The 25,372-nt window shown below is 45.0% G+C and carries 27 protein-coding genes; 17 read left to right on the top strand and 10 right to left on the bottom strand.

What is annotated here, in order from left to right; translation table 11 throughout:
• The first annotated feature begins 13 nt into the window (after positions 1–13).
• Positions 14–946, top strand: coding sequence for a class I SAM-dependent methyltransferase (locus ACXABW_RS09055; RefSeq protein ID WP_457524989.1), 933 nt, complete (start codon positions 14–16; stop codon positions 944–946).
• A 34-nt stretch (positions 947–980) separates the two neighbouring features.
• On the opposite strand, the gene ACXABW_RS09050 is transcribed toward ACXABW_RS09055, so the two are convergent.
• Both ACXABW_RS09050 and ACXABW_RS09045 read right to left on the bottom strand, forming a co-directional pair.
• Positions 981–1,481 (bottom strand): hypothetical protein, encoded by a 501-nt coding sequence (locus ACXABW_RS09050; protein ID WP_457522303.1) that lies wholly within the window; start codon positions 1,479–1,481, stop codon positions 981–983.
• 67 nt (positions 1,482–1,548) lie between these two features.
• On the bottom strand, positions 1,549–2,394 hold the full coding sequence (locus ACXABW_RS09045; protein WP_457522301.1) for a winged helix-turn-helix domain-containing protein: 846 nt from the start codon (positions 2,392–2,394) through the stop codon (positions 1,549–1,551).
• Between the two features lie 416 nt (positions 2,395–2,810).
• On the opposite strand from ACXABW_RS09045, the gene ACXABW_RS09040 reads away from it, so the two are divergent.
• The 14 genes from ACXABW_RS09040 to ACXABW_RS08975 are packed head-to-tail and all read left to right on the top strand — an operon-like array spanning position 2,811 to position 14,201.
• The gene (locus ACXABW_RS09040; protein WP_252027478.1) at positions 2,811–3,014 is read left to right on the top strand and encodes a Flp family type IVb pilin; all 204 of its coding nucleotides are present in this window, start codon (positions 2,811–2,813) and stop codon (positions 3,012–3,014) included.
• A gap of 5 nt (positions 3,015–3,019) precedes the next feature.
• Entirely contained in the window at positions 3,020–3,460 is a 441-nt protein-coding gene (locus ACXABW_RS09035; RefSeq protein ID WP_457522299.1) for a prepilin peptidase, read from the top strand.
• A 5-nt stretch (positions 3,461–3,465) separates the two neighbouring features.
• Positions 3,466–4,266 carry a Flp pilus assembly protein CpaB gene (gene cpaB, locus ACXABW_RS09030; protein WP_457522297.1) on the top strand — a complete coding sequence of 267 codons (801 nt, stop codon included), beginning with the start codon at positions 3,466–3,468 and terminating at the stop codon, positions 4,264–4,266.
• A gap of 14 nt (positions 4,267–4,280) precedes the next feature.
• Positions 4,281–5,627: a type II and III secretion system protein family protein gene (locus ACXABW_RS09025; RefSeq protein ID WP_457522295.1), complete on the top strand. Its 1,347-nt coding sequence runs from the start codon at positions 4,281–4,283 to the stop codon at positions 5,625–5,627.
• On the top strand, positions 5,620–6,102 hold the full coding sequence (locus tag ACXABW_RS09020; protein WP_457522294.1) for a hypothetical protein: 483 nt from the start codon (positions 5,620–5,622) through the stop codon (positions 6,100–6,102). The genes ACXABW_RS09025 and ACXABW_RS09020 overlap by 8 nt, the downstream gene beginning before the upstream one ends.
• 2 nt (positions 6,103–6,104) lie before the next feature.
• Positions 6,105–7,334: an AAA family ATPase gene (locus ACXABW_RS09015; RefSeq protein WP_457522293.1), complete on the top strand. Its 1,230-nt coding sequence runs from the start codon at positions 6,105–6,107 to the stop codon at positions 7,332–7,334.
• A 2-nt stretch (positions 7,335–7,336) separates the two neighbouring features.
• Positions 7,337–8,620, top strand: a complete 1,284-nt coding sequence (locus ACXABW_RS09010) for a CpaF family protein (RefSeq protein WP_457522292.1) — start codon at positions 7,337–7,339, stop codon at positions 8,618–8,620.
• Between the two features lie 38 nt (positions 8,621–8,658).
• Entirely contained in the window at positions 8,659–9,546 is an 888-nt protein-coding gene (locus ACXABW_RS09005) for a type II secretion system F family protein (RefSeq protein WP_390903527.1), read from the top strand.
• Positions 9,546–10,424 carry a type II secretion system F family protein gene (locus tag ACXABW_RS09000; RefSeq protein WP_457522290.1) on the top strand — a complete coding sequence of 293 codons (879 nt, stop codon included), beginning with the start codon at positions 9,546–9,548 and terminating at the stop codon, positions 10,422–10,424. The genes ACXABW_RS09005 and ACXABW_RS09000 overlap by 1 nt, the downstream gene beginning before the upstream one ends.
• Complete coding sequence (locus ACXABW_RS08995; protein WP_457522289.1) at positions 10,417–11,145, top strand: tetratricopeptide repeat protein; 729 nt, start codon at positions 10,417–10,419, stop codon at positions 11,143–11,145. Before ACXABW_RS09000 ends, ACXABW_RS08995 begins: the two co-directional genes overlap by 8 nt.
• 7 nt (positions 11,146–11,152) lie before the next feature.
• Positions 11,153–11,686: a TadE/TadG family type IV pilus assembly protein gene (locus ACXABW_RS08990; RefSeq protein WP_457522288.1), complete on the top strand. Its 534-nt coding sequence runs from the start codon at positions 11,153–11,155 to the stop codon at positions 11,684–11,686.
• The gene (tadF, locus tag ACXABW_RS08985; protein ID WP_457522286.1) at positions 11,661–12,230 is read left to right on the top strand and encodes a tight adherence pilus pseudopilin TadF; all 570 of its coding nucleotides are present in this window, start codon (positions 11,661–11,663) and stop codon (positions 12,228–12,230) included. The genes ACXABW_RS08990 and tadF overlap by 26 nt, the downstream gene beginning before the upstream one ends.
• 1 nt (position 12,231) lies before the next feature.
• Positions 12,232–13,530 carry a TadE/TadG family type IV pilus assembly protein gene (locus ACXABW_RS08980; protein ID WP_457522285.1) on the top strand — a complete coding sequence of 433 codons (1,299 nt, stop codon included), beginning with the start codon at positions 12,232–12,234 and terminating at the stop codon, positions 13,528–13,530.
• A gap of 53 nt (positions 13,531–13,583) precedes the next feature.
• Positions 13,584–14,201: an OmpA family protein gene (locus ACXABW_RS08975; protein WP_457522284.1), complete on the top strand. Its 618-nt coding sequence runs from the start codon at positions 13,584–13,586 to the stop codon at positions 14,199–14,201.
• Between the two features lie 17 nt (positions 14,202–14,218).
• Here the strand turns inward: ACXABW_RS08975 and ACXABW_RS08970 are convergent, their stop codons facing one another.
• The 6 genes from ACXABW_RS08970 to ACXABW_RS08945 form a co-directional block, all read right to left on the bottom strand.
• On the bottom strand, positions 14,219–15,706 hold the full coding sequence (locus tag ACXABW_RS08970; protein ID WP_457522283.1) for a GGDEF domain-containing protein: 1,488 nt from the start codon (positions 15,704–15,706) through the stop codon (positions 14,219–14,221).
• A gap of 228 nt (positions 15,707–15,934) precedes the next feature.
• On the bottom strand, positions 15,935–16,540 hold the full coding sequence (locus tag ACXABW_RS08965) for a CDP-alcohol phosphatidyltransferase family protein (RefSeq protein WP_457522281.1): 606 nt from the start codon (positions 16,538–16,540) through the stop codon (positions 15,935–15,937).
• On the bottom strand, positions 16,533–17,180 hold the full coding sequence (locus ACXABW_RS08960) for an ATP-binding cassette domain-containing protein (protein WP_265687028.1): 648 nt from the start codon (positions 17,178–17,180) through the stop codon (positions 16,533–16,535). Before ACXABW_RS08960 ends, ACXABW_RS08965 begins: the two co-directional genes overlap by 8 nt.
• Positions 17,146–18,855, bottom strand: a complete 1,710-nt coding sequence (locus ACXABW_RS08955) for an ABC transporter permease (protein WP_457522278.1) — start codon at positions 18,853–18,855, stop codon at positions 17,146–17,148. The genes ACXABW_RS08960 and ACXABW_RS08955 overlap by 35 nt, the downstream gene beginning before the upstream one ends.
• Before the next feature lie 45 nt (positions 18,856–18,900).
• Positions 18,901–20,064: an ABC transporter substrate-binding protein gene (locus ACXABW_RS08950; protein WP_252027461.1), complete on the bottom strand. Its 1,164-nt coding sequence runs from the start codon at positions 20,062–20,064 to the stop codon at positions 18,901–18,903.
• Positions 20,065–20,361: 297 nt separating this feature from the next.
• Positions 20,362–20,808 carry an META domain-containing protein gene (locus ACXABW_RS08945; RefSeq protein WP_252027460.1) on the bottom strand — a complete coding sequence of 149 codons (447 nt, stop codon included), beginning with the start codon at positions 20,806–20,808 and terminating at the stop codon, positions 20,362–20,364.
• Positions 20,809–21,023: 215 nt separating this feature from the next.
• Between ACXABW_RS08945 and ACXABW_RS08940 the strand changes: the two genes are divergently transcribed.
• Complete coding sequence (locus tag ACXABW_RS08940) at positions 21,024–21,272, top strand: DUF1289 domain-containing protein (protein ID WP_252027459.1); 249 nt, start codon at positions 21,024–21,026, stop codon at positions 21,270–21,272.
• Positions 21,273–21,333: 61 nt separating this feature from the next.
• The gene (locus tag ACXABW_RS08935; protein WP_457522276.1) at positions 21,334–22,506 is read left to right on the top strand and encodes a BamA/TamA family outer membrane protein; all 1,173 of its coding nucleotides are present in this window, start codon (positions 21,334–21,336) and stop codon (positions 22,504–22,506) included.
• Between the two features lie 72 nt (positions 22,507–22,578).
• On the opposite strand, the gene ACXABW_RS08930 is transcribed toward ACXABW_RS08935, so the two are convergent.
• Together ACXABW_RS08930 and ACXABW_RS08925 are read right to left on the bottom strand one after the other, a co-directional pair.
• Positions 22,579–22,800 carry a hypothetical protein gene (locus ACXABW_RS08930; protein ID WP_252027457.1) on the bottom strand — a complete coding sequence of 74 codons (222 nt, stop codon included), beginning with the start codon at positions 22,798–22,800 and terminating at the stop codon, positions 22,579–22,581.
• Positions 22,801–23,043: 243 nt separating this feature from the next.
• Complete coding sequence (locus ACXABW_RS08925) at positions 23,044–25,347, bottom strand: hypothetical protein (protein WP_457522275.1); 2,304 nt, start codon at positions 25,345–25,347, stop codon at positions 23,044–23,046.
• Positions 25,348–25,372: the final 25 nt, after the last annotated feature.

Genomic DNA, 25,372 nt, shown 5'->3' with positions numbered 1-25,372 from the left:
CTTCGAGAAACCAATGCAAACATCTCAACTGGAATTGTTTTTTGAACATATCACCGAACAACTTGTCTCTGCTCCCAACGAAGTACGCCGTTTGTTTCATGGTAGAGGTCGTTGTTGGCAAGGGCTAGAGCAGCTTACTTGCGATTGGCTGCAAGGCCAACTTATCGTGAATGTGTTCAAGGAAGTGGATGAAAGTTTTTTAGCGTCCTTAAAGGCTGGGCTCATTGCTCTTAGTCAAAGTGGATTGTGGGAAAAAAAACAAGGCTCTTGTATTCTCATTCAACACCGATACGCGCAAGGCGCACCGTCTGAAGTTTTGGTCGGTGAGCTCGATGAACGTCCGGTTGTTACTGAGAACGGACTGAAGTACCAACTGGATATTGGTCGAAACCAAAACTTTGGTTTGTTTTACGATATGCGCTTAGGGCGTGAATGGGTTCAGAATCAGGCCAAGCACAAGAATGTACTTAACCTATTTGCGTACACCTGTGGATTTTCAGTTGCGGCGATTGCGGGTGGGGCTGACAAAGTTCTCAATGTCGATATGGCGCGTTCATCTTTAAATAAGGGGCGTGAAAACCATAAGCTAAACCAGCACAATTTGAATCAAGTGGGATTTTTAGGCCACGATATTTTCAAATCTTGGGGGAAGATAAAAAAATCCGGTCCTTACGATTTGATTGTTATCGATCCACCTTCATTCCAAAAAGGCAGCTTCGCCCTAACAAAAGATTATAAGCGAATCCTACGCAAGCTTCCTGAGTTGCTTAGCGAAGGAGGCCAAGTGCTTGCCTGTGTGAACTCTCCAGTAGTGAATTGCGCGTTTCTCATTGATAGCATGAAAGAAGAAGCGCCAACGCTCGAATACCAATACCGCTTAGATAACCCGCCTGAATTTGCTGACTCTGACAGTGAAGCAAGTTTAAAAGCGTTGGTGTTCTCGTAATCTATATAGCGCCTTATACGAACTGAGCCTGCGATTACAAGTACATCGCAGGCTTAGTGGTGAACCAATATCCATTAATGTCGAATAGAACATTACGAGATTTCGGTTCAAGCTCTAAATCGTAGTGGCTCAAACTTTTGTGTAAGAACACACGATTCCCTTCTCTTAAAGAAAGTCGATACCAATGGCTTTCAAATAAGCTGTTCACTGTAATGTTGTTGGTGTCTACATTAGTGCGAATGTTCACTGTGTCCAGTGAAAACGGCAGAGAGCGCTTTACCGGTATCTGGTAGTTGACATGAAATAACCCGTCGACCCCGCTTTCTTCGAACGAAGCCGTTATATCGAACTGGTCTTCGGTGAGCACTAAGTGCGAAACTAGGGTAACTTTGTAGTTTTTGCAGTCGGCATCGAATACATACATTTTGCTAGAACCGTGCAAAGTAATCGGTTCCACGAAAGTCTCCAACACGACAGCTACTAGAAGTGCAGCACTGCTGAAAAGCAACAAAGTGTTTGTCTTGTTCTTAATCATTATTTTTCTTTTCCTACAGCGTTTCAACGCCTACCCGGTATTGTGGGTATTCTATCCGCCTGGAGCCTCAAAACTCAGCGTTGATAGCGTGTTCTATCGTGTTAACGGTATACGCTTGATCTGTGTGATGGTTTTTAACCGTGATAGTGAATGACTTATCTGGCCTGTCGACATCAATCACTGCAACATTTAGGTTATGACGCTGTATGTTGAAGTATAGGTTTAAGTGTTTTTCGACCTGAATATCTAATAACTCAGCAATCGGTTGGAGTGTTGATGTATCCCCTTTGGCATAGAATGTATGGCGGAAAGTATTTCTATTTGTTTCCAAAATCTTGGTTGCGTTAATAGAATTTAACTGATTATTCTTAAATATGAACATACCAATAGGGCGATCAAACGTAATATAAAAAGCAAGTAACAAAAAGCAACACGACGTTATTACCTTGGTGTATTTCAATAATTGTATATGACTATGTTGATGTGCTTTATTAGTGGTAATAATGGAATCTTCAAAACTAATTTCTTCTTGTGGTTTAGTTTCGTAATCGACTTCCACTTTTACGACTGAATTATAGCCTTCATCTTGTTGAACATTATCTTGGTTCAAGCTTAAATGCGCGTGGTTCAGGCAATAGCCTTTCTTAGCAACAGTTTGTAAGATTAACTGTTGCTTTCCATCGTCCCCAATATGAGAACGTAGTGTTGAAATAGAGCGTGTAATGCTGGTATCAGATACTACTTTAGGCGCCCATGCCGCGAGAAGTGTCTCTTTCGACACTACTTTTCCTTCACTCTCGCATAATATCGATAACAACCTTGTGTCGTAATAACCTAAAGAAATGGATTTATCTTTGTAGGTTATCTGTTTTTTATCGGCGTCAAAAAGTCGACCGTTGATTATCCATTGCACAGCGTTATCGGTTTGGTTTGTTGATGTTGCTCCCAACTATAGCACGGCCATATTAAATATAAACATCAATATAACTAATGAAATACAAGGCGTGGCTAGAACTTCTATATAAATGCATAAATATTCTCAATCATTCTCGATAACGGTAAATAACCAAATATGTTGGTGTGAAAAAGGCACTTCACAACTTTTGAAAATCGTTGATAATCAATGGTATATAGGTATTTTCTTGGTGAAAATGTGATTTTAGCTTTCAGGTTGTATGCGTGTGATTTTGCTTCAGGTAACGTTGCGTTTGTTTTCAAGCGTTAGAATTTTGACTGCGCTGATTAAACAAACAAAACGTACAAGTAATATTCGAAATTTTGTACGTGTTAATAATCGAGTAAAACCATAAATAATAAGAGAGAATTGTCATGTTGAATAAGTTTGCTTGCCAACTATTAGCTTTAAAAAATGATGAGCGCGGTGTAACAGCGATCGAATACGCAATCATTGGTGTTGCAATGTCTGCAATCGTACTAGCAGTATTTAATGGTAGCCTTCAAGATGCATTAGAAGGTGCAATGACGACTATTAGCGATCACATTGGTGAAGCCGGAGATAATGTACAATCGTAAGGTAGATGGATCTTAAATGGTTGTTAATAGGGGGGCTTATAATAGCCACCCTTTTTATCTTTTTATCCGACATAGTTCACCGGTTAATACCCAATTGTATTGTGGTTTTTGTTGCGGTATCCGCAATATCTTTGATGATATTAAATGAAAGCTATGCTTCGCTAAATGTAACGATATTGATATTTATCATTGGCTTAGTTCTACATTCAAAAAATGTCTTGGGTGGTGGAGATATCAAACTGGTACTTGCCTATTCTACTGCAATTAAACCTGAATTGTCTCTGCTATATATCGTAATCATTCTGTTATTGGGTGGTATTTTGGCGACCTTTTACTGGGGATGTCACCGAGTGTTCGGAAATGTAACTAACCCTAAAGAAGGGCTTCCTTATGGACTGCCGATAGGGGTATCCGGAATCTTTTGTATTGCTGCTTCAATTGCGTAAATCTAATGAATAAAAAAATACCACTATTACTCTCGTTTTTAGTACTGGCTTTTGGGATGTACGTGTTATCTATCGAGCTCACGGCTCAACCCGAAACACCACATATCATTGACGAGAAAGAGCCTGAAATCGTGTTAGTTAAATTAAGCCGAAACGTTGAATCTGGCGAAAGCATTGAACGCGGAGACTTCATTTTAGAGCGGGTGACGTTACTACAAGCCAATGCATTGGGCGTCAATCAGGATATGTCAGTCGATTTTGATAGATTATCTGTCTATGCCCGTCCGCTTGAGAAAGGAGAGTTGGTTTACCCTGAGTCTATCATCCAACCTGGTGATAACGGGTACGTTGAGCTCACGATAGAGCCTGGCAAGGTGCCGTTTTATTTATCTTTCCCTGCTGAGTCAGCGATCGGGCAAGATCTAAGTGTTGGCAGTTATGTCGACGTTGTAGCCATCACCTCTCCCAAAACGCGCGCAGCAGTGAATGTTGGCAGTTCAAGTCGAGCGGCTAATGAATCAATCTCTGTCTCGCCCGTATTAATGGGCGTCAAGATTCTCAAGCTGGATACCAAGGTCACAGGAGCGACACGTAACTCTCCAGAGTCTCGCAGCGTGGATCTTGTGCTAGAACTTGAAAGAAAACAAGTCGCGAAACTGACCATTGCACGAAAAGTGGCGGATCTCGAAGTCCATCATGCATTAGGGGTACCAGACAAAGCCGCAATGAGCGCCAATGCTGGTGACGTACTCCCAGGCTTTAATGCCGTAAGAGAATTTCGCGCGAGCGAACTATCCATTAACTAGAGCTCAGAAACATAATGAAAACGACTATAAACCTGGGTAGGTGGCTATCCCTTGGGTTGGTTTTGCTCATCTCAAATTCGGCACTAGCACAAAAACTAGTCAAGATGGATGAAGGGCAGGCAAAGACCATTTCGGTAAAACAGGATGTCTCTTCTGTTTTTATCTCTCAGCCAGAAATCGCCGACTATCAAGTGATTGATAGCCGAAACATCGTGGTCTATGCCAAAGAAACGGGGAGAGCGGCGTTACTGGCCTTTAATGAGAATGGCGAAATCATTGTAACCAAGAACATTCAAGTCAATAAAAGCTTAGAGCCTATTCGTCAGCAACTTGAGATCCATTACCCCAATGTTGAGGTCAGCGTCTCGAATATTGGTGACCAAGTTGTATTGACAGGTACGGTGCCAAACGAACAGCTCAAAGATGATTTAGGTGTGATGGTTGGTGAGTTGCTGGCTAAGAAGTCTGAGGAGAAACTGGTCGAGTGGTCTGGCGATTTAGATGATCAAAATGATAACGAAGTCAGTTTTATGACACGCCGTAGCTTCGAAGGGCTGGTCAATAATATCGAAGTGGTAACTACGAAGCAGGTTAACGTAAAGCTGACCATCGCCGAAGTATCGCAAAGCTTTATGGAAGAAATTGGTGTGCAGTATGGAAGCTCGGGAGCGAATCCGGGCATTTTTGTTAATCCAATTAAAGACTTCAGTTCTTCGGATATCTTGTCGGTGATCACCGCCATTGGTGATGACACGGTGGGCCATGTGCTAGCAGAGCCTAATTTATCGGTCATTTCCGGCGAGAACGCCAGCTTTTTGGTAGGTGGGGAAATCCCTGTTGTCACTGTGGTCGATGGTGGGACCAATATCGAATACAAAGAGTTTGGTATTCGCCTAGACCTAATGGCCAAAGTGCTGAACGACGAAAAGATCAAGCTAGCTCTGATGCCAGAAGTAAGCTCTCTCGATACTCAATATGAAGATCGAAGATATAGCTTACCCGCCCTCAAATCCCGCCGAGCCCAAACAGCGGTGGAGTTGGGTGATGGTCAAAGTTTTGTTTTAGCTGGCTTATTAAGCTCTGAAGACCAAGAGTCACTGAGCAAGATTCCTTACATTGGTGACATTCCCGTACTCGGTGCGCTGTTTCGAAAAAGCTCAACCAAACGCAACAAAATGGAGCTCATCATTGTTGCCACGGTTAATTTAGTGCAACCCGTTGAAGCCTCACAAATTCAATTACCAATGATGCAGAAAACCAGCACCCTGAGCCGATATTTTGGACTTGAAAGTGGTTATCAAACCTCAAGCGAAAAATGGGTCGGAAATATCCTATCAACCGGAGGATTCAAGTATGACTAAAGTGGTCTTGCTGCTGGTGGCAGCTGTAACGCTTCTACAAGGTTGTGTCAGCGGTGTAGCAGAGCGCGATGGTACATCGGTAGACATCACGCCGATTCATCACACTTTGAAGGTTAGCAGCCAGCCGGAAATGTCGGAAAAAGTGGAAAACTTCGTTTCAACGCACTGGCAAGCGATTGCTCATAATGGCATGACGATAAGTTATTCAGGCGACAAACGACAAGCTAGGAAGCTTCAAGATGCGTTGATTCGCCAAGGGATTGCAGCCGATGCTATTCGCCTAGAAAACGAAGCACTTGGCCGTTTTACGATGATGTTAGAAGTGGTCGAATATCGCACTCAGGTCGAATTTTGTCAGTACCCACGTATTGGTGATTTTGGTGCAGAGCCTTATGGCTGCTTTGTTCAGAACGCTCGTTGGCAATCTATGACGCACCCTCACAGAAATCTCCCTAATGCTGAAGCTCAGAGGTGACAATGTTTGATCTAGTTGACGTAATTAAAAGTAAATCCTCGGCGGAAAAAGAAAAAGAAGTACTGACGACGGTCCTGTTTCACCAGACTGAAGAGTGCAAACAGCTGATCGAAGAAGCCTACCGGTTTGAAGACATTGCTGCTCCTAGCGTGCTTGAGAATCAAGATTCGTTGATTCAACAACATGTTCGAGAAGAGAACATCGAAATTGTGATAGTCGAGCTCAATAAGAGTAAGAGTGTTATGGATGATATGCACCGCATCAGCCACTTATTACCGAATAGTGCTTCGGTGATAGTCATCGGCTCTGAAGACTCTATTTCGACTATCCGCAACCTTAAGTCGCTTGGCTACTATTACGTATTTTGGCCAATTTCAAAGCAAGAGCTTATCGACTTTGTGCGTAATGTTAACGAAAACCGCAACAAAAATAGTGGCTTGGGTAAGGGTAGAGCAGCTAAAAAAGTATGTGTATGGGGGGCTAAAGGTGGTGTTGGTGCTTCTTTTATCACAGCAGCACTGTCTATGGAGTTGTCGAAAGACAAAAACAGCTCTTGCCTAGTTGTCGAACACAATTTCTCTGGCGGAAATCTCGATATTTTCCTAGCCGTGAGTCAGTTCAAAAAGCGCGAGGTTAGCCGTGGCGCACTGGCAAACAGCTTGGATGAAACCTATGCATTGAGCATGACACGTAAGATCCACGAGATGTTGCATGTATTGGCTCTTGAGTCGAATGACATCGCCGATCATGAAATGAAAGACTACGTTCGCACTATTTCTGAGAACCTTTCAGGGCAATACAATTTTATTGTTGAAGACCTGTCGAGCTCTGCAAACTCGCTTTCAGACCTGACTTATGTTGGCCAACAAGCTGACGTTTTAGTGTTGGTATTAGAGCCTACCGTTTCTAGCCTACGTGAGGCTGCGTTTATCCAAGCGAAGATGGAAGAGCTCGGTTCAACCACGCGTTGCATTACGGTTCTCAACCACACAATGCATGAACGCAGCGCAACTGTGACCGTCAAAGATGTCGAGAAGTTCTTAAATAGAAAGCTTGATGTTGTCTGCCCCTACGAGCCTCAACTGGGTAAATGGGTACTGGAAGGGAAAGCTATTTTCCAAGAGAAACAGGCCATCAGCAGTAGCCTCAACACTCTGACATCTTTGCTATTGGGTGAAGCGATCAAGCAAAAGCGTGATTCAATCTTCAAGCGCCTGTTTAGAGGTCAATGACAATGGAGCAGTTTGTTTCTGTATACGTGTTTATCCGAGATAGGATATTCGATGCCCTTGACGCTGAAGCAGTGAATACGCTGACTCGTGAACAGTTGGCTATTCAATTGAGTAGCGCGGTTGACTTGATCATCGAACAGGAAAGCTTGTCTGTTGCTAATGTCGTCAGGGCTGATTTTGTAAAAAGCCTCGTCGATGAGTTGCATGGCTTAGGGCCGCTTCAAGCGCTGATGGATGACGATACCATTAGTGACATCATGATCAACGGCCATCAACAAATTTACATCGAAAGGAACGGATTAGTCGAGCCAGCAAAAGTAGGGTTTATTGACGAAAAACAGTTGGTACAAATTGCAAAACGAATTGCGCAACGTGTAGGGCGTAGAGTTGATGAATCTCAACCTACTTGTGACGCCAGATTACCCGATGGCAGCCGTGTGAATATTGTTATCCCACCGATTGCGATTGATGGTACGTCCATCTCGATTCGTAAGTTCAAAAAGCACTCTTTGAATCTTGAAATCCTAACCGAGTACGGTGCGATGAGCCGAGAGATGGCGCAGATTCTGATGGTGGCATCCCGCTGTCGCTTGAATGTGCTGATTTCTGGGGGAACAGGTTCAGGTAAGACAACCTTGCTGAATGCACTGTCTCAGTACATCTCGGAGAAAGAGCGTATTGTCACCATAGAAGATGCGGCGGAACTAAAACTGCTTCAGCCTCATGTGGTTCGTTTAGAAACTCGAACGTCGGGAATTGAAGGCTCGGGTGCAGTGTCACAACGTGACTTGGTGATTAACTCGCTGCGTATGCGTCCCGATCGCATCATCGTGGGTGAGTGTCGTGGTGCAGAAGCATTTGAAATGTTACAGGCGATGAATACAGGCCATGATGGCTCTATGTCGACGTTACACGCCAATACACCGCGTGACGCGCTTGCTAGGGTCGAGTCCATGGTAATGATGGCGACCAGCACGCTACCTATGGAGGCGATTCGTCGCATGATTGTCAGCGCTGTCGATATTGTTGTGCAGATCAGCCGATTGCACGATGGTAGTCGCCGCGTGATGAGTATTTCGGAAGTGGTCGGCATTGAGGGCAGTAACGTAGTGATGGAAGAAATTTTCCGTTTCGAGCCGATGTCTATTTCTAGCGAAGACCAAAAAATTACAGGTAGGTACATCTCTGCTGGCCTAATGCAGCGCTCCGTTCTAGTCGAGAAAGCCAAATACTTCGGTTTGGATAAGCAGCTGACCGAGATCTTTAGGCAGGGAGAAGTCGCATGATTTGGGGGCTTTTCCTTGTTATAGCAGGAGGTGCGCTAATGTGGCGCACTCTTCGTGCTGAAAAGCGTAAGAACATTGAAACGTATCTTTCAGAAGCGAATACTACGCTGTTGGTGTCTTCAATGGAGAGCGATAAACAAGCTATTGATCTTAAAAGCCTAACAGAAGACTCCATCGCAAAGTCATTCAAACGTGTGCTCAGCCATACCACCAACATGCTTGGCAAAATGGCAGGCCTAAAAATCACCGCCTACTTAGTGTCAGTTTGGTTTGTGGCGATGTTTTTCAACAGCAACTTTTTACGCGCGCCTATGGAGTGGGTGGGTAGCATTGTACTCCTCGTGAGCATTCCAGTTGGATACCTTTGGCTGAGTAAGCGTGAAAAGAAGCGTTTTGATGGAGAGTTTCCTGATGCGCTCAATATGCTGGCGGGTGCAGTGAGTGCCGGGGAAAGTATCACCCACGCGATCATGTTTGTTGGTCGCTCGCTTGATGGCTGTGTGGGCAAAGAGTTTAAACGTATGGGGGAGCGCTTGCAGCTCGGAGAGTCGCCAGACAGCGTATTTCGAAAAGCATGCAGTCGGTTTCCATATTCGGAGTTTCAGTTTTTTGTCATCACATTAAGAGCGAACCTCCAACGTGGTGGTCAGCTAAAAGAGGTGATCTCTCGCCTAAATCGATTGATGTTTGAATCGCGAGCGATTGAAAAGAAGAAATACGCGTTAACTGCTGAAGCGCGAACCTCGGCAAAGATAGTGGCAGCGATCCCTTTTTTCTTCCTGTTTATGCTGCAATTCCTAAGTCCGGAAAACTATGAATACGTTATGTTTCATCCCGACGGTAAGCCGATTCTTTACTACGTGATCATCAGTGAATGTGTCGGGCTGCTCATCGTTTGGAGCCTAATGCGCGGGGTGAAATCATAATGGACCGCCAGCTTTATATTTTTCTACTTTTGATGATTACAGCCGTTGCCTTGATCGCATTTGTGATGATTGTGTTTAGCGCGTACAAACGTAGATCTGTCATTTCGGGCTTTTCACATAACAAGGATAACGCCTCGAGCAAAAAATGGTGGGGGCTGAAAGACGTTTCCTTTTCTCAACTGCTGACTACGAATGTCGATGAAGCCCAGCAACGCTTTGTTGCTGCGGGATTTTACGATTTCTCTTACGCGCGTTTTTATATGCCAGTAAAAATAGTGGGGTTTGCGTTAGGAGTGGTAGGCATAGTGCTCTATCACCGTGCTCACCCGCTTGCGATGGAAACACTGGTCATAGCGATTTCAAGTATTGCGCTTGTGTGTATTGTAGCGCCGGACTGGTATCTGAATTACCGCAAAAAATGGTTGCTCAACAAAATATCTAACCAACTGCCTTATCTGCTCGACTTAATGGCGGTATGTGTGCAAACCGGTATGACGATCGAGTCTTCGATGAGTTACCTCGCTCAGGAAATGAAAGGATTTGATCGGCACCTCGCGCAGATGCTACGTCGAACGAATGAGCGCTCGCGTGTTGTTGGATTAGAGCAGGCGTTGGATGAGCTGTATACGTCTGTGCCTTCTAACCCTATGCGCAGCTTCGTGATGACTTTGAAGCAAAGTTTGCAGTACGGATCTTCGATCTATCAGGTTCTTACCGGGTTGGCCGCGGATATTCGAGAAGTGAAGATGCTTGAACTAGAAGAAAAAATTGGCAAGTTGTCGGCCAAAATGTCCATTCCATTGATCGTTTTTATCATGATCCCATTGGTTATTTTGATCGCAGCTCCAGGTGTAATGAGGATGATGTCTAATGCTTAAACACATTTTTACTGTACTCGTGTCCTTGGCTGTAGTGACTGGTTGTGTGTCGAACGAAACTACGCTGAATGATGACAACAAAGAGATGATCTACCAGCAAACCAACAATCATACTGAGTTGGTGAGCTTGTACAAACAGCGGGTGGCAGCGCAAGATACGTTGGAAAATCGTATCAACTTAGCGTCGGCTTATTACCAGTCCGGAAGGTACGATTCAGCTCTTTTTGTTCTAGAGCCATTAGGCCAGCAGCAACACAACTATGAAGTGCTGTTAGTGAAAGCAAAATCACAATTCAAACTAGGTCGAACCCAGCAGTCCATTGATACTGCTATATCAGCACTTGAGGTGCAAAGTACTGGCGAAATCAATAATCAACTTGGAGTTGCATATTCGCATTTAGGCGAGCTTGACGTCGCTCGGGAGTATTTTGTGGCGGCAAAACGCCGTTTCTACGATGACGTAAAAGTGGACAACAACCTCGCGGTATTGGACATATTGGAAGGCGACTATGCCAGCGCAGTCGCTCGTTTACAGCCGCTTTACACTCAAGGGGTTGCCGATGACACCATGCAAGCCAATTTAGTGCTAGCGCTAGTAAAAAGTGGCGAGTTAGCTCAGGCCAAGAGGTTAGTTGCAGCAAAAGGGAGCCGAAAACAAGCTGCACTTTACGTTGAGCAACTGGCTCAATTGCAATCGTTAGACCCAGCCGCTGCGGAGTAACGATGCCATGATGATGCGAATAAATCGATACACACAAGCGAGAACAAAGAGGCCATCTCGACGCAAGCAAAAAGGCCTTGCGACCATTGAATTCGTAATGGGTTTTATGGCGTTCTGGCTGATGTGTATGGCATGGGTTGAAATGAGCTACCTGTCTTATGTATCGGCCATCGGAGATTTGTCGGTATCTGAAGCTGCAAGGCAAGCTAAAAAGTCGGAACAGAACTACCAGCAGGTCTTTCATAATACCATTCACGATAGTGACTCGTTATGGACCTCGCTGGTGTCGGAAAGTAATTTCCGCCTGTCGGTTCAGTTCCTCAAAGATATTGAAGCACTTAAAGCATATGAAGAGGCCTGCGAGGGTGATGAGGATCAACCCGTTGTCGCTTGTGGCGAGCCGTTCCAAAGTGCGATAGCCATTTATCGTGTTCAATACGATTTTTCACCCATCTTTACTTACTTTCTAGATACGAGCTCTTTGCTAACGCGAGAGGTGATAGTGATTCAGGAATATGAGCGTGATGAATTTGAACTGTAACCGTCAGGCTGGAAAGCGTAAGCAACGAGGCAACTTCACCGTAGAGTTTGCGATTGTCGGTGTGTTTTTTGCCCTACTGTTAGCGTTTAGCGGCGATGTGATCATTAAATTGTCGCACAACGGTAAGCTCGATAGATTGAGCTTTTCGTTAGTTAATATGCTCAAAGAGCGAACTCAGTTTTTCTCTGAAGGGCAGGATATTCAACGCCAAGATGTCGATGACTTGTATCTGATTGCCGAAAACTCCCTGCGCCGAACGTTAGGGACTTATGAAGCTGAGCGATTTGGTGTTGTGATCGAGTCTTTATCTTTTAGAGGAATTGGTGAAGCCAACTCTCCACGTCGTTTCCAGTTTGGCGCCTATCAGTGTCAATTGTCACGCAACATGGCTGATTTAGAGGAGCTTTCTGTTGTGACGTCATGGGGCAGGCAAGCGCCTTTGTACCGAGTGACGCTGTGTTACCAAACTGATAACTGGTTCGGTCGGTTGGTGGATGGCGACTACACTCGGGTTCAATCGTCATCTGTGATTATTGGGAGATAACATGACGCGAATTTCTAAACAGCGAGGGCATGCAGCGTTACTGTTTGTGATGATCATTCCTGCATTATTTGGGCTATTTGCTTTGGCCAGTGACGGAGCTCGGGCGATACAGTCTAAAGCCCGCATTGAAGATGCTTCAGAAGTTACTGTGCTTGCGATTGCAGCGCACAATGATGACAACATTGGGCAAAGTGAGTTGGGCCAAGGGAGCGCGGTGAACCAACAAATTGCTAGCCGATACGTCAACTATTACCTAGGCGATCTTTCTTCAATAGAAAGAATCAACGTACGTCGACTGAATTGTGAGGATATTCCAGAGTGTTTGGATGGTCTCGCACAGGACGAACCGCGGTTTTTCCAATATGAACTCGACGTTGTTACTCGCCATCAAGCATGGTTTCCCAAAAGTGATGGCTTTGAAGGCTTTGATGAAACCTTTGATGTAAAGGGCGCTTCCATGGCGCGAAAATATCAGAATCAAGCAGTAGATGTGGTATTTGCAGCGGATTTTTCAGGTTCGATGGACGATGGTTGGAATGGCGGAAATCAAACGAAGATCCAAGACTTGATGGACGTGATTGAAGAGGTGGTGGCCGAGTTGGAGAAGTTCAATGAAAACCACCAAGAAGAAGCGAACCATGTCGGGATAGCACCTTTCGACTTTTATACGCGCAACATGATCGGTGGTCGCGAGAAAGATATTAGTGAACTGATTTTCAGTGGTAACAGTATTGATTACGGTCGAACGGTTGAACAGGTTTTCATTGAGAAAAGCCAAGAAGTGAGCAATAGCAATGCTGATAGGTCAAACAATGTTGAGCTAACGGATGATTTTGAGCAGTTCCGTCGAGATATCCGATACTTCCGAGCGGGAGGAGGGACCTCATCAGTGGCTGGAACGATACGTGCTGCACAGATGCTCCAAAAAGGAGAAAGCCCTAGACGACTGCTCATTATCCTTTCTGATGGTGAAGATAATCCTGATTGGGGCCCGAGCAAATACCGAGAACCTTCGTACGGTTCTCGACCGTCTTTTGAAACAATTGGTCGGACGTTAATGATTAACTACAACATGTGTGATGTTATCCGTAGTGGGCTTTCGGATGCGTACACGCCTGATGGAACCAAGATTGAAGCAAAAATTGCTGTTATTGGTTTTGACTACGACGTTAATGACAACGATGCACTTATGTATTGTGCAGGCGAAGACAATGTTTACGAGGCACAGAATCGGGACGAAATCCTAAACAACATCCTCGAATTAATCACAGAAGAAATCGGCCACCTTGGCAATGGCTAAAGAAGTGACGAACTATTTTACATCAGCCTCATTCAACTCCAAATAGGGACACAATGAACGTTAAATTGAACATGTTGGCGAGCTTAGTTGGCTTGGCTTCATCACCTTTAGCAGCTAATGACTTACAGCTGTACTGTGGCTCAGACAATGGCCAATACGAGATAACCGCAAAAGCGCTACAAGGTGTGCGGGTTCACTTAGATCAGGGTACATTTTTACAGGTATCGGAAGATGTACCACCTGAAAGCCAAAAGATGCTAGCCAGTGAATTGGAATCGATAGGGGTATCGAGCAGCTGCAGTGAGTATTTTTCTAAGCAGGGGGAGTACTCTGAGCTCAACCAAGGTGAGCTTGTTGCGAGGGTCCACTTCTCATTCGATAAATCGGAATTAACCGATAACTCGTTGTATGTATTGAATAACCTGATTAAGCAAATTCAGGCAACGCCTTCGAAACTGCAAGTGGAGGGTCATACCGATTCGACAGGGAGCGAGGCATACAACTTCCAGTTAGGCCTGCGCCGCTCGGATGAAGTGAAACAATACCTTGTTTCTGAAGGTGTGAACGCTGAGCAGCTTGAAAGCGTATCGCATGGTGCGTCTCAGCCCATTGAAGATAACAACGATCGTGAAGGGCGCGCCGCTAATAGGCGTGTTGATATTACGTTATAAAACGAAGGGTGAGATAACTACGCCGACGGCAGTTCATCTGCGAACACAAAACGAAACTGGTGGTATTTGGCATAATACATAGCCTTGTCTGCCAGTGTCGTTGAATCTTTTATTTGCGCTGCACTTTGCTGGTACACAATACCGATACTGGCAGACACATTCAGCGCTGTACCCTTAAAGTTGGTAGGCTTTTCGATGCAGTTGGCGATGTTGATTGCCAACTGCTGGATCTGTTTTTTGTTTACCAGCGATTCCGATACCAGTACGAATTCATCACCACCCAATCGATAGACAGAAGCGCTGTCGCCAGCGGCTGTTTTCAGACGGCTGGCAACATGGCAAAGAGTGTGGTCTCCCGCTGCATGACCGTATGTGTCATTGATGGATTTGAACCCATTCAAGTCAATCATCAAGACGGTGCTGTTTGATTCGGGCCGTTTCGCCAATTCAGAGATCTTTTGCCTAAAGCCCGTACGGTTATATGCACCGGTTAATGGGTCTAGCAGGACTTTCTTTTCCAGCCTTTTTTGTGTGTTCACTAGTCGGGTTACTTCTAAGCCTGAACATTCAATACTGTGGTGAGAAATGTCTACTTTATTGATTTTGTAATAGCGTGATTTTGTATTGAGGTCGATTTTTAGGGTATCGCCACTTTTAAACTCGTTAGACGCAATCAGGCATAATAGCTGCTCTCTCTTTTGTTTGTTGCCGACCGCATTGACCACCTCACAAGAACCAAATACGTTGATGAATTTTTGATTTGCTCGCGTCACGGTTTTGTCTTGCGTGTTGATAACAAACAGACAAACCTGCGTGAGGTTGTAAGTGGTTTGATACTGGTTCCGGGCCGCTTTAGCTGTGTTTAAGCTATCGAGCATTCTGTCTTGTAGGCGGTCCATGGACGCAAATAGCTGACTGAACTCTTCAAACAGATGAAGTCGCGGAGTTGGTGCCGTGTGCCCTTTTATCGATAAATATCCATAGCGCTGAGCTTCGTAAAAGGGCTGTTTGAGTGCTCGAATGATCGCACGGCTAAAAACAATGGATGCGAGAATAATCACCCCGAGCGCTGAAAGCACATAAAGGACATTGCTACTTACAGCGTCTTGCAGAAATAGGGCGTCGGTTCTTTGAATGGAGAGTGTTCCAATATGCTCACCATCAACCATCAAATCCAGTGCCATGCCACTGGAACTCTCCACGTTAGAATCTAGCCGAGTACGGGCGAATATATCCTGAGAATAAGTACTAAATAAGGTGGCGGAAGCGACATAATCAATCGCGGACAGATTGTTGACCACCGCTTTCCCCATCGCTCTGTCATTGGCGTAGATTGCTTGCGTGGCCGACTTCTTGTGTAGATTTATCGCTTCTTTGATTCTGTCGGTATGTAGCTGTTGCTGTTCTTGGTATTTCAGGTAGGAGACCAACAATAAAAGTAAGACGAGTGGAACTGTTGTCGAAAGTAGATAAAGAGTCACAATATAATTTGAAAATCTCTTCATAGAACCCCTATGACGTATAAAGTGCGAGCTTGCATAAGGGTTAGTATATATCCGCTTAAACTATCGGCGATGGCTTACTGATGTATATAACAATAGATTTCACAACTCCTTAAAAGATGCCAGCTCTTAAATTAGTGCGATAAGCTTTATTTGCTAGAGCTGGCTTTTGGTTGATGAATTTCCGGTGTTATATAAGGATATTTATATCTTTGCAGTGGCTAATTTTGCTCACTTCAGAGTGTGAAAACCTGAATAAATGCGAGTGAAAGTCGTAAACCAGCAAGCTGCACCGAAAACATAAGCGATAATGGCGAAATGAGCAGGAAATAAGCAGAACAGGATGAAGCATCCAATGGTTTCTGTTCCTTCTGTTAAGCCACTCATGTAGTAGAGCGATTTGTGTTTGTAGACAGGGTTTTCAATACCGCGTTTTCCTGCCATGACGGCAAAAGCAAGGAAACTGGTTCCCGTACCGATGAAAGAAAAGATAAGGAATGCTCCGGCGATGGCATTGCTCTCTGGGTTGGCTAACACAAAGCCAAATGGGATGAGCGAGTAGAATAGAAAGTCGAGGCTAATATCCAGAAAGCCGCCGGAATCACTGATGCCCTGAATCCTTGCTAATGCACCGTCAAGTCCATCACACACTCTGTTTAACAGAATGAATACCAAAGCAATGTCGTATCGTTCGGCTATCAGCGCCGGAAACGCCAAACAGCCTAAAACAAATCCGAACAAGGTAACTTGATTGGCGGTGACGTTGAATCGATTGAGCACTTTTGCCGATTGAGCCAGTGGCCAACGAATCACTTTAATACTAACACTATCAAGCATGTGTGTTCTCCCAAGGCCAGTGTAAAACCTTTCCATTGTCTGGAATGTCGTCTTCGTCGTGAGTCACCATAAGTGCCGGGATATTTGCTTGTTTTAACTGCTCAATAACCCAATCCCTAAACTGGATTCGTAGGTCTTTGTCGAGCTTGCTGAAAGGTTCATCGAGCAGTGCCACTTTAGGTTTGGCGAGTAACATACGCGTCAAGCTAATACGGGCTCGCTGTCCCCCTGAGATTTGGTCTGGAAACGACTCGGCCAGTTTAGTAAGTGAGATACTTTTAAGCGCGTGCATGGCTTGAGCTTTACGCTCACTGCCTTTGACTGAGTTTGGCAGTGCGAAAGCCAAGTTCTCCCAAACGTTTAGATGGGGAAACAGCAAATCATCTTGGAATAATATCCCGACTTCTCGCTGATGGGGGGCGAGCTCACACAGTGACTGCCCATTAAGTCGTACTGAACCGGTGTAAGTAAATTCATCCGATAGATGGCCAGCGATCACATCAAGTAAGGTGGATTTACCACAGCCACTAGGGCCCATCAAGGTAAGTACTTCCCCTGGTTGTACTTCCATATTTAAAGAGGAAAACAATGCATCGCCACCGGCTTTACGGATGGCGAGGTTTTCGAGACAAAGACTCATTCGGAATTAGACCTTTGATAGATAAACGGCGATATCTAACCTGTAAGCGGCTGATTATTATCGCAAAGGAGAAAAATAATAGTGGCAGAATTGCCTGCCAAATAGCGTATATAGCGGTGACACGGCGATCGAACCCGCTAGAAAGAGCAACGGCCTCGGTAGTGATGGTGCTAATCCTTCCGCCTCCGAGCATTAGGGTTGGTAAGTATTGTGCTAGGCTGACACTGATCCCGACCGCCCAAGCAAACACTATCGCAGGTAATAAGATTGGTAGCTTAACGCTATACCAAGCTTGAAGTGGCGTTTTTCCTAAACTTAGTGCGACGCGTGTTAGCGTAGGATTGAAGCTGCGCCAAGGCCCATCTAGCGATAGATAGACGAATGGAAATGCGAAGAAAACATGCGCCCAGTTAACCCATAAGTAGTACGCATCGCTACTTATGTATAGCGTGGCGACTTGAAGACCAAACAGTAGCGATAACTGGGGCAGTAACATTGGGATAGCAATAATGTAGCCGGGTACCTGTAAGCGATATCTAATGCGATATTCATGAGCCAAGACAGCCAGAAACAACGCAATCGTCGCACTAATCAGAGCGATAGAAACACTTTGATTGATTGTGCTTATTAGCCCCTGCCACTCGAATTGCCAGAAACGTTCGCTGTATCGACTTGGTAAAAGATCAGGAAAGCGCCAGCGCTGAGCTATGCTCCATAGAGTAAGTAATGGCAACATGATGATGGCTAATGATAGCAGCCCAGCAAAAATAGACTTTCCAGGGAGTGCAACTCCGAAACGGCCGGAATATTGCCAGCGGCGAAGCCCTTTCGTCAGTGCCCATTCAAATCCACGAGCGAATCCAATCAAAAGCGAAGCGATTACAAACAATACGACTGCTCCGGCCGCGGCCCTAGGCAATAACTGTAAATCTGGGTCACTAAACCACTGCCAAACCAATACCGCTAGGGTAGGTGGATTAGTCGGGCCAATAATTAGCGCGACATCGACAACGGATAGAGAATAGGCGATCACTGCTAACATTGGGAAGCGCAGTTTGCGGAACCACTGAGGCAAGATACATTTCCACCACATCTGTGACTTACTGTAGCCAAGAGATGCACTGACTTTTTCTGTCTGCTCTATGTTGAGTTGAGCCAGAATAGAAATACTCATCAACAACAAGAACGGTACTTCCTTCAGCGCAAGCATAACAATCAGCCCAAGCGCGTAAGGGTCTTTCACAAGCAACGCCATAGCGTCGACGTTACTGGCTGAAGCTTCAAATCCAAATAGGGAGTGAAGTGCACGAACCCCCATGCCTGTTGGCGCAAACAAGAATGCAAATCCAATCGCAAACGCGATATGAGGCATCGCAAGAAGGGGAGACAGTGACAGTTCTATTTTACGCCAAAAACGCGTTCCCCAACTCGCTTTCAAAATAGCAAAGGTGAGCAAGCAGGCGAGGTAACTACTGGCAATCGCAGACCAAACGGTGAGGCCAATCGACTGCCATATGCCTTGCCAATCAAATACCTGTGCAAATCCGTCAAGAGAGAACTGATTTAGCCCAATGGGCGGCACATAGCCAAATGCAGACACCAACACTCCTACCAACCCTGGTAGGGTTGGTAGGATACAAATGGCGATGATGACGATATAAAGGGCTCTTAACATATTGTTTATTTTAGTAACTCAGTGCGGCTCTTATGGTTAATCAACCTAGCTTCCGTAGCGTTTTAACCACTCTTTTTCGATCGCGGCTTGCCAGCTTGGGTGAGGTTCTGCCACCGATTTGAATTGCTGAGTATTCTTTGCGCTGCCAGTAAGGTAGTCGCTGCTCAGTACAGATGGATCGCCCCAAATGTTGATGTCACCTTTGCGTGATTGTGCTTCTGGACTCAATAGGAAGTTGATCGCGACTTGAGCTCCAGCACTCGACTTTGCATTCCATGGAATGGCGAGGAAGTGAATGTTAGATAGCGCGCCATATTGCATTGCGTAAGCTTTGGTCGACTCTTCTAGCTTGCCACTTGCCTGAGCGGAATACACCGCATTAGGATTGAACGTAACCGCTAAGTCGATTTGACCGTCGTCGAGAAGCTGAATGGATTCTGATGTGCCAGCAGGGAATTGCTTACCACCACGCCAAGCCACTTTATGAAACTCATCTAAGTATTTCCAAAGTGGGGCTGTGACCGCATCGAATTGCGCCTCTGAAACCGGTTTAGCCAGTGCAGGGTCGTTGTCGGTGAGCTCGATCAGCATAGATTTAAGTACGCTTGTACCGTGAAACTCCGGTGGGCGAGGGTAAGTCAAACGATTCGGGTAAGCTTTAGCGTAGCTGAGCATTTCTGAAAAAGACTGTGGTGGATTGTAGAGCGATTCACTATCGTGAATAAATACCAACTGGCCAACACCCCAAGGGGCTTCTAGCCCTTCTGTTGGTTCAGAGAAGTCTACATCGACAGGCAAGGATTTATCCACGTATTGCCAGCTTGGTAGGGATTCCACAAATGGGCCAAACAATAGCGCATTGTCTTTCATCGATTTGAAATTCTCGCCATTGATCCAAACCATATCAACACTGCCACCAGTATTCTTTCCTGCGGCTTTTTCAGCGATAAGACGGGTCGTCGTTTCTGCAATGTCAGTCACTTTTACATGTTTTAGAGTCACACCATACTGCTGCTGTAAGCGAGTATCAGCCCATTGCAAATAGCGGTTTATCTCTTGGCTGCCTCCCCAAGCATGAAAGTAAACAGTTTGTCCCTCAGCTTGGGCTTCAATTTCTTGCCAATCAGTGGCGAAGGCGGAAGTAGATAGTAGTGAAGAGGTAGAAAAGACCGTGGCCGCAAGCCCTACCGTGCTGAGTAGCTTTTTCATATTTTCGTCCATTTTGAATTGTTCTAATTATGTGATGTCAGCATAAAAACACAGACAGTTCACTAAGTCCTATGATTCATTGTAATTCGATAATAGATTCAATCAATTACTATCCTTAATAAGGATGAAACAGAGCGTAGGATTCTTCAGGCGTATAGACCTTATTTCAGTAGAAATAATTTCATTCAAGTGGAGAAAATTGTTGGGTGAGGTGTTAGAAGATGTAAATAGGCGGCTTAAGTGACACAAAAAAGGAGCCATAAGGCTCCTTTAAAAATGGATTAGGAAAAAACTGAATTAGTTTTTCCAGTCATTCAATGTGAACGTTAGCGTGTGAACGTCGTTTTTCAGCGTTAGTGTATCTTTAGTTAGCGTCATGTCGCTCCAGTCAGATAGCGTTTGAGAGAACGCTTGCTCTGTGTCCATTACGTCGCCAACACACATTTTCATCGTCATGCCCATTTTTTCGACACGGAATTTGTTGTCTTTCAGTTCACCTTGACCGAAGAAGTTGTTACAACCAGCGTTGCCGTTTGCAGTCATGTTTTCGCCGATCTCTAAGCGAGGTGCTTGCTGCTTTTCGTTAGTTACAACGTCTTGGCCGTCAATTTGAGTCAGTTCCCAGTTGTGGTGCTGTAAATCTTGAGCTGTAATTTCTTTCACATCGTCACCGTTACTTGCGCATGCAGTTACTAGTACAGGAAGAGAGATTGCGGCAAATAGTGTTTTTAAACTAAGCTTCATAATAATTAGACTCCAAATGTGGAAACATAGGCGAGATAGTCATCTGACCTTGAGATGCTGTGCAGTATAGCTAATAAAACACTGTTTTTGTCAATGTTAAGTCATAGTTTCATATAAAGTCTTGTTTTTAAACCGAGCAGAATGGTGTGCGAAATTGACAATAGCTTGAAGTTTAACGTAACGTGTTGATAAGCAGGTAAAGTAGGGGGGCGGCGATGGAACAGCTTGAGTTTTTTGTTGTACCTAGTCCATGTGTAGGGATTTGCACCGTTGACGACAAAGGCTACTGCCAAGGTTGTATGCGTAAAAGGGAAGAACGCTTCAACTGGTTGTCGATGACTCCTGCCCAGCAACTACACGTCATAAAACTCTGTCGACAACGCTACCGTAGAAAAATGCTTCAAGGTAGAATTCCGACTGAAGAGCCTCAAGAGCCAAGCAGCCCGCAACAAGATTTGTTTTAACGTCCTAAACGTATTTTTATTTATGTCATTACTCTTTTCTAGAATGTTGAAAGGATTCACATTGAATAACAAAACCCGCGCAGCGATTACCTTATTAAGTGCCACATATACTTTTTCCGCCCAATCGACATCGTTTACTGATCCTATCGACGGTATGTTTGACATGGGCGAATACTTGGCAGAAAACGCTTATGGTTTCTTACCTGTCCCAATACTGATTACCGAGCCTGCTGTTGGATTAGGTGGCGGCTTTGCTGGCGTGTTCTTGCATGAATCTGAACAAGAGAAAGAACACCGTAAGAAGCTGGCGATGGAATCATTAGATGGCGGAGCCAGATTGATACCACCTGCGGTCACTGTGGCAGGCGGTGCAGCGACTGAAAATGGTACTTGGTTTGCAATCTTGGGCCATCGACGTACATGGAATAAGGATTCGATCCGTTACATGGGTGGGATTGGGTATGGTAATGCATTTATCGATATATACTCCGATCTTGGTGGGTTATTGCCGCAAGACAAACCTCTCAGTTTTGAAAGTGACAATAAAGGTTATGGTGGTATCCAGAAACTGCAGTTTAGAGTAGGGGATTCGCCGCTATTTTTAGGTGTGTCTCAGTTTTGGATCCGTTCTGAAGTAACCTCTAGCAATCAAATCATAAACAAGATTTTAGAACTGACTGTTGGTACAGAAACCACCGCTTCGGGTTTAGGCTTTGTCGCTGAGTACGACACTAAGAACAGTTTCTTTTTCCCTACCGATGGCTATTCAATTAATGCCGAGTATTTGTGGTTCAGAGATGCTATAGGCTCTGACAATGATTACGAAACCTTCGCGTTAGACGGACAAGCATTCTTCCCACTTTCTGAACATTGGACACTTGGTTTTGCCGGTAATTACGCCTCGCTGACGACTGAGGAGCTTAGCCTCCCGCCTTTAGCTCGCCCCTACGTAAAGCTAAGAGGTATCGCTGCGTATCGTTATCAAGATAATTATGTCGCTTCAGTTCAATCACAACTGATGTGGCACTTGACCCCACGCTGGACACTATCGGGCTTCGCTGGAAGTGGTTCAGCAAGTATAGATTTCGATGGCTTGTATGAAGATTCTGAGTTTGCTTATGGTGCAGGCTTTCGTTATTTAATTGCCCGTCGTTATGGCATCCATATGGGGATGGATTTTGCTTTCAGTGAGGATGAAAACGCGTTTTACTTCAATGTAGGTTCGGGCTTCTAATACTATTCAGCTTCTAAATGAGAAAGGCCATGACTCTGTCATGGCCTTTTTTTATGCCTTCAATACGCTTGGTTATTTCTGACCCCAAACATCACTTACCCATCCTCCTGCATGTTCGTCAAAGTGGCTCCCATTGAATCGGTGGTTTCTTTCCGCGTGTTCTTCGCAGTTTGGTTTCTCGTCAAGGAGGTGCTGAATGTAGTTGGCCATTGGGTCATTGGACATCTGCCGTTCTCTTCGAGTCGCGACTTCTCTAATTAGTTGTAATCGATATGATGCGCTAGCTCTTTTCATGCTCAATGACCTCCTAGTTAAGATACTTAATAGAAAAATTTAGGATCCAGATCACAAAGCGTCAAATGGATTTCGGGACTAATTTTGGCTGCTTTTTACCAAATAAATTGATGCGAAATAAAAAGGCTTTAAGCTTCAATCGTTAACGATTTTTTTAAGCGAAAAGTTTTCTCAAAAATAATCGAAATGGATAGAAAAAAGCCGCCTTATAGGCGGCTTAGTGAGGCATTATATTTCTAGAGATTACTTATCTAGGAATTTTAGGAACTGCTCAGAGAACTGCCAAGACTCGGTTTGGAATGGTACTCCGTCTTTAGAGCTAGAACAGGTTGCTGAGGCCCATTCATCCATGCATGAGTGATCTCGGTTGATAGACCAGAAAGAAAGGTATCTCAGGTTCTTCTCTTTAGACCATGTCGCTAGGCGCTCTGCTTGCTCAAGAGAAATAGAATCAACACGCTGATCGTTCAGGCCTTGCATTGGGATCATGCCAAGTTTTTGGTACAACTCTTCATCGCTAAGCTCAGGGTAAAGCGGTGCCATTAAGGTTTTCAAGTATTCCACGGTCAGAATAGAAAGCTCTGCGGTGTCATCGACATAGTTCTCATGATACCAAGGGCCGAAACTCATGGTCATTGGGTTTACACTGTCGATCTCTAAGCCAGCTTCTACTGCAGGTACTACAACTTCATTGAATCCGCGTACGATGTCTGGCGCAGCAGCGAGAGTAAAGCTCACTTTTAACTGAGGATATTCAGCTTGCAAGCGAACCAGTGCGCCAATCATGCGCTCCATTGCTTCAGCATCGTTCTCACGTCCCATCTCAACGTCGAAGTCTAGGTGATAAACCTGATAGGTATCGATGACTTTCTTGTATTCGGCGTAGAGTAGATCTTCGCTACTACATGCTTGTGACAAGTAACGACCGTTCGCACCGCCGAATGAGATAAGTACGTCACCACCTTCGGCGCGCAAATCATCGATCTGTTTCTTACCCCATTGCTCCGAGACTTTCATCTCTGGCTGTCCACCCCATAACGCTTCACATACTTCGGGATCCCACTCACTGCCTAGAATAAACGCCAGCGTAAAGAGTTTGTTTCCAGATTGCTGAGAAAGGTCGACTAAGCTTTCCATTCCACCGTTGGTCCAATCCGCATTGATGTTGGTGTCTTTGTATGGCGCGAGAATGTTCGCATGACCACCCGAAAGTTCAGTAAATGATAGGGTAAGTGTCCCGGCTTCGCTGACAACCGCAGAAGTCGTTGTAAGCATGTATTCTTTGCCATCAACTTCAACAACGGGTGTTGAGACCGCATAAGTTCCTGGTCTTAGCATATCGTAACGTTGAGCATCACCCGTTGAAGTGACGTGCTGATACATATCGCCTTCACTGTGTACAAGCGTTACCGAAGTTGATTGATTCTCTGGCAGACCTTGAAGCTCTACATAAGTCTCAAAGAAATGAGTGGTATCTACAGCTTGAGTAGACTCAGTGACCTCTGGAGACGTTTCTTGATCTTTATTTGCTACGAATTGGTAATCTGCCTGACCATCCATTAGCAACTGGTGAAGCGTATTGTTGAGTCGGTAGCCTTCAAGGTTGGCTTGGTATCGTGTCGCATCGGTAAGGCTAGTGACTGCGGTTTGTTGACCATATAGGGCTTGATAGAAGCTTTGGTCGCCTGTATCTAGCTCTGTTATTGTTAGCGTAGTGCTTTCCACGATATCACTCGTAGGTAAAGTGACACTAAAGCTTGCAGGGTATATTGCCTCACCATAACCCCAAGTTAACTGGGCTTCGTTGCCTTCTTCAGTTAGGGTTTGATCTTGGCTTGCAGGATCTGCTGGGTATGCGCCAACTGGGTTCACATCGAGAGTGTAGTCACCATAAGTTAACGAATCGAGCGTCGTAGAAGTTTGCCAGTCGAGCGATACTGATTGCTGGTAGCCATTAGGGCCAGATAGTGTGGCAGTTGCTTGCTGGTTTGCAACGTCACTACCCGGGGCCGCTGGGGCGGTGAGTGTAATCACGCCGTCGCCCGTTTCAACGCCATCTAAATAGACTTTCACATCAGAGATGGTCTCTGGTGTAGCGTTCATGCCTAAGCCAAATTGTAGTGAGATCGCACTCCCCACAGGAAGCATACTGTTGATCCAGCTTTCATCTGCGTACGTTGTTGTTACTTGGATTAAGAACTGGCCATCATCAGTTTGCGTGGAGCTAACCGCGATGTTACTTGGGTAGCTTATCCCTGCAAAATTTCCCCATACCGATGTAACGTCGAGTGGTGATACGAACGTCATTACCATGCCGTCGATATCAACTTCTTGCGCAAGAGTATTGGTCATTTTGATCGACATGTTTGACCAAGTCGCCGACGCACTATCGACAATGACTTCAGTTTGAACGGGTGCAGGTTGAGGTGCCTGCGTTTTCGCGTGTTGGATAACAATAAGTTCATTGGAATGAACCATGGCAGGGAAATAGGCGCTGGTAAGCGCCAGTGCGGTACTCACCGCAAGTAAACATGTTTGCTTTTTCATTGTTTTTACCTTCGTTTATAAGAAA

The sequence above is a fragment of the Vibrio paucivorans genome (assembly GCF_054053395.1).
Note: the sequence above shows the minus strand (reverse complement) of the source record. Positions and strands in the feature narration are given on the sequence as shown.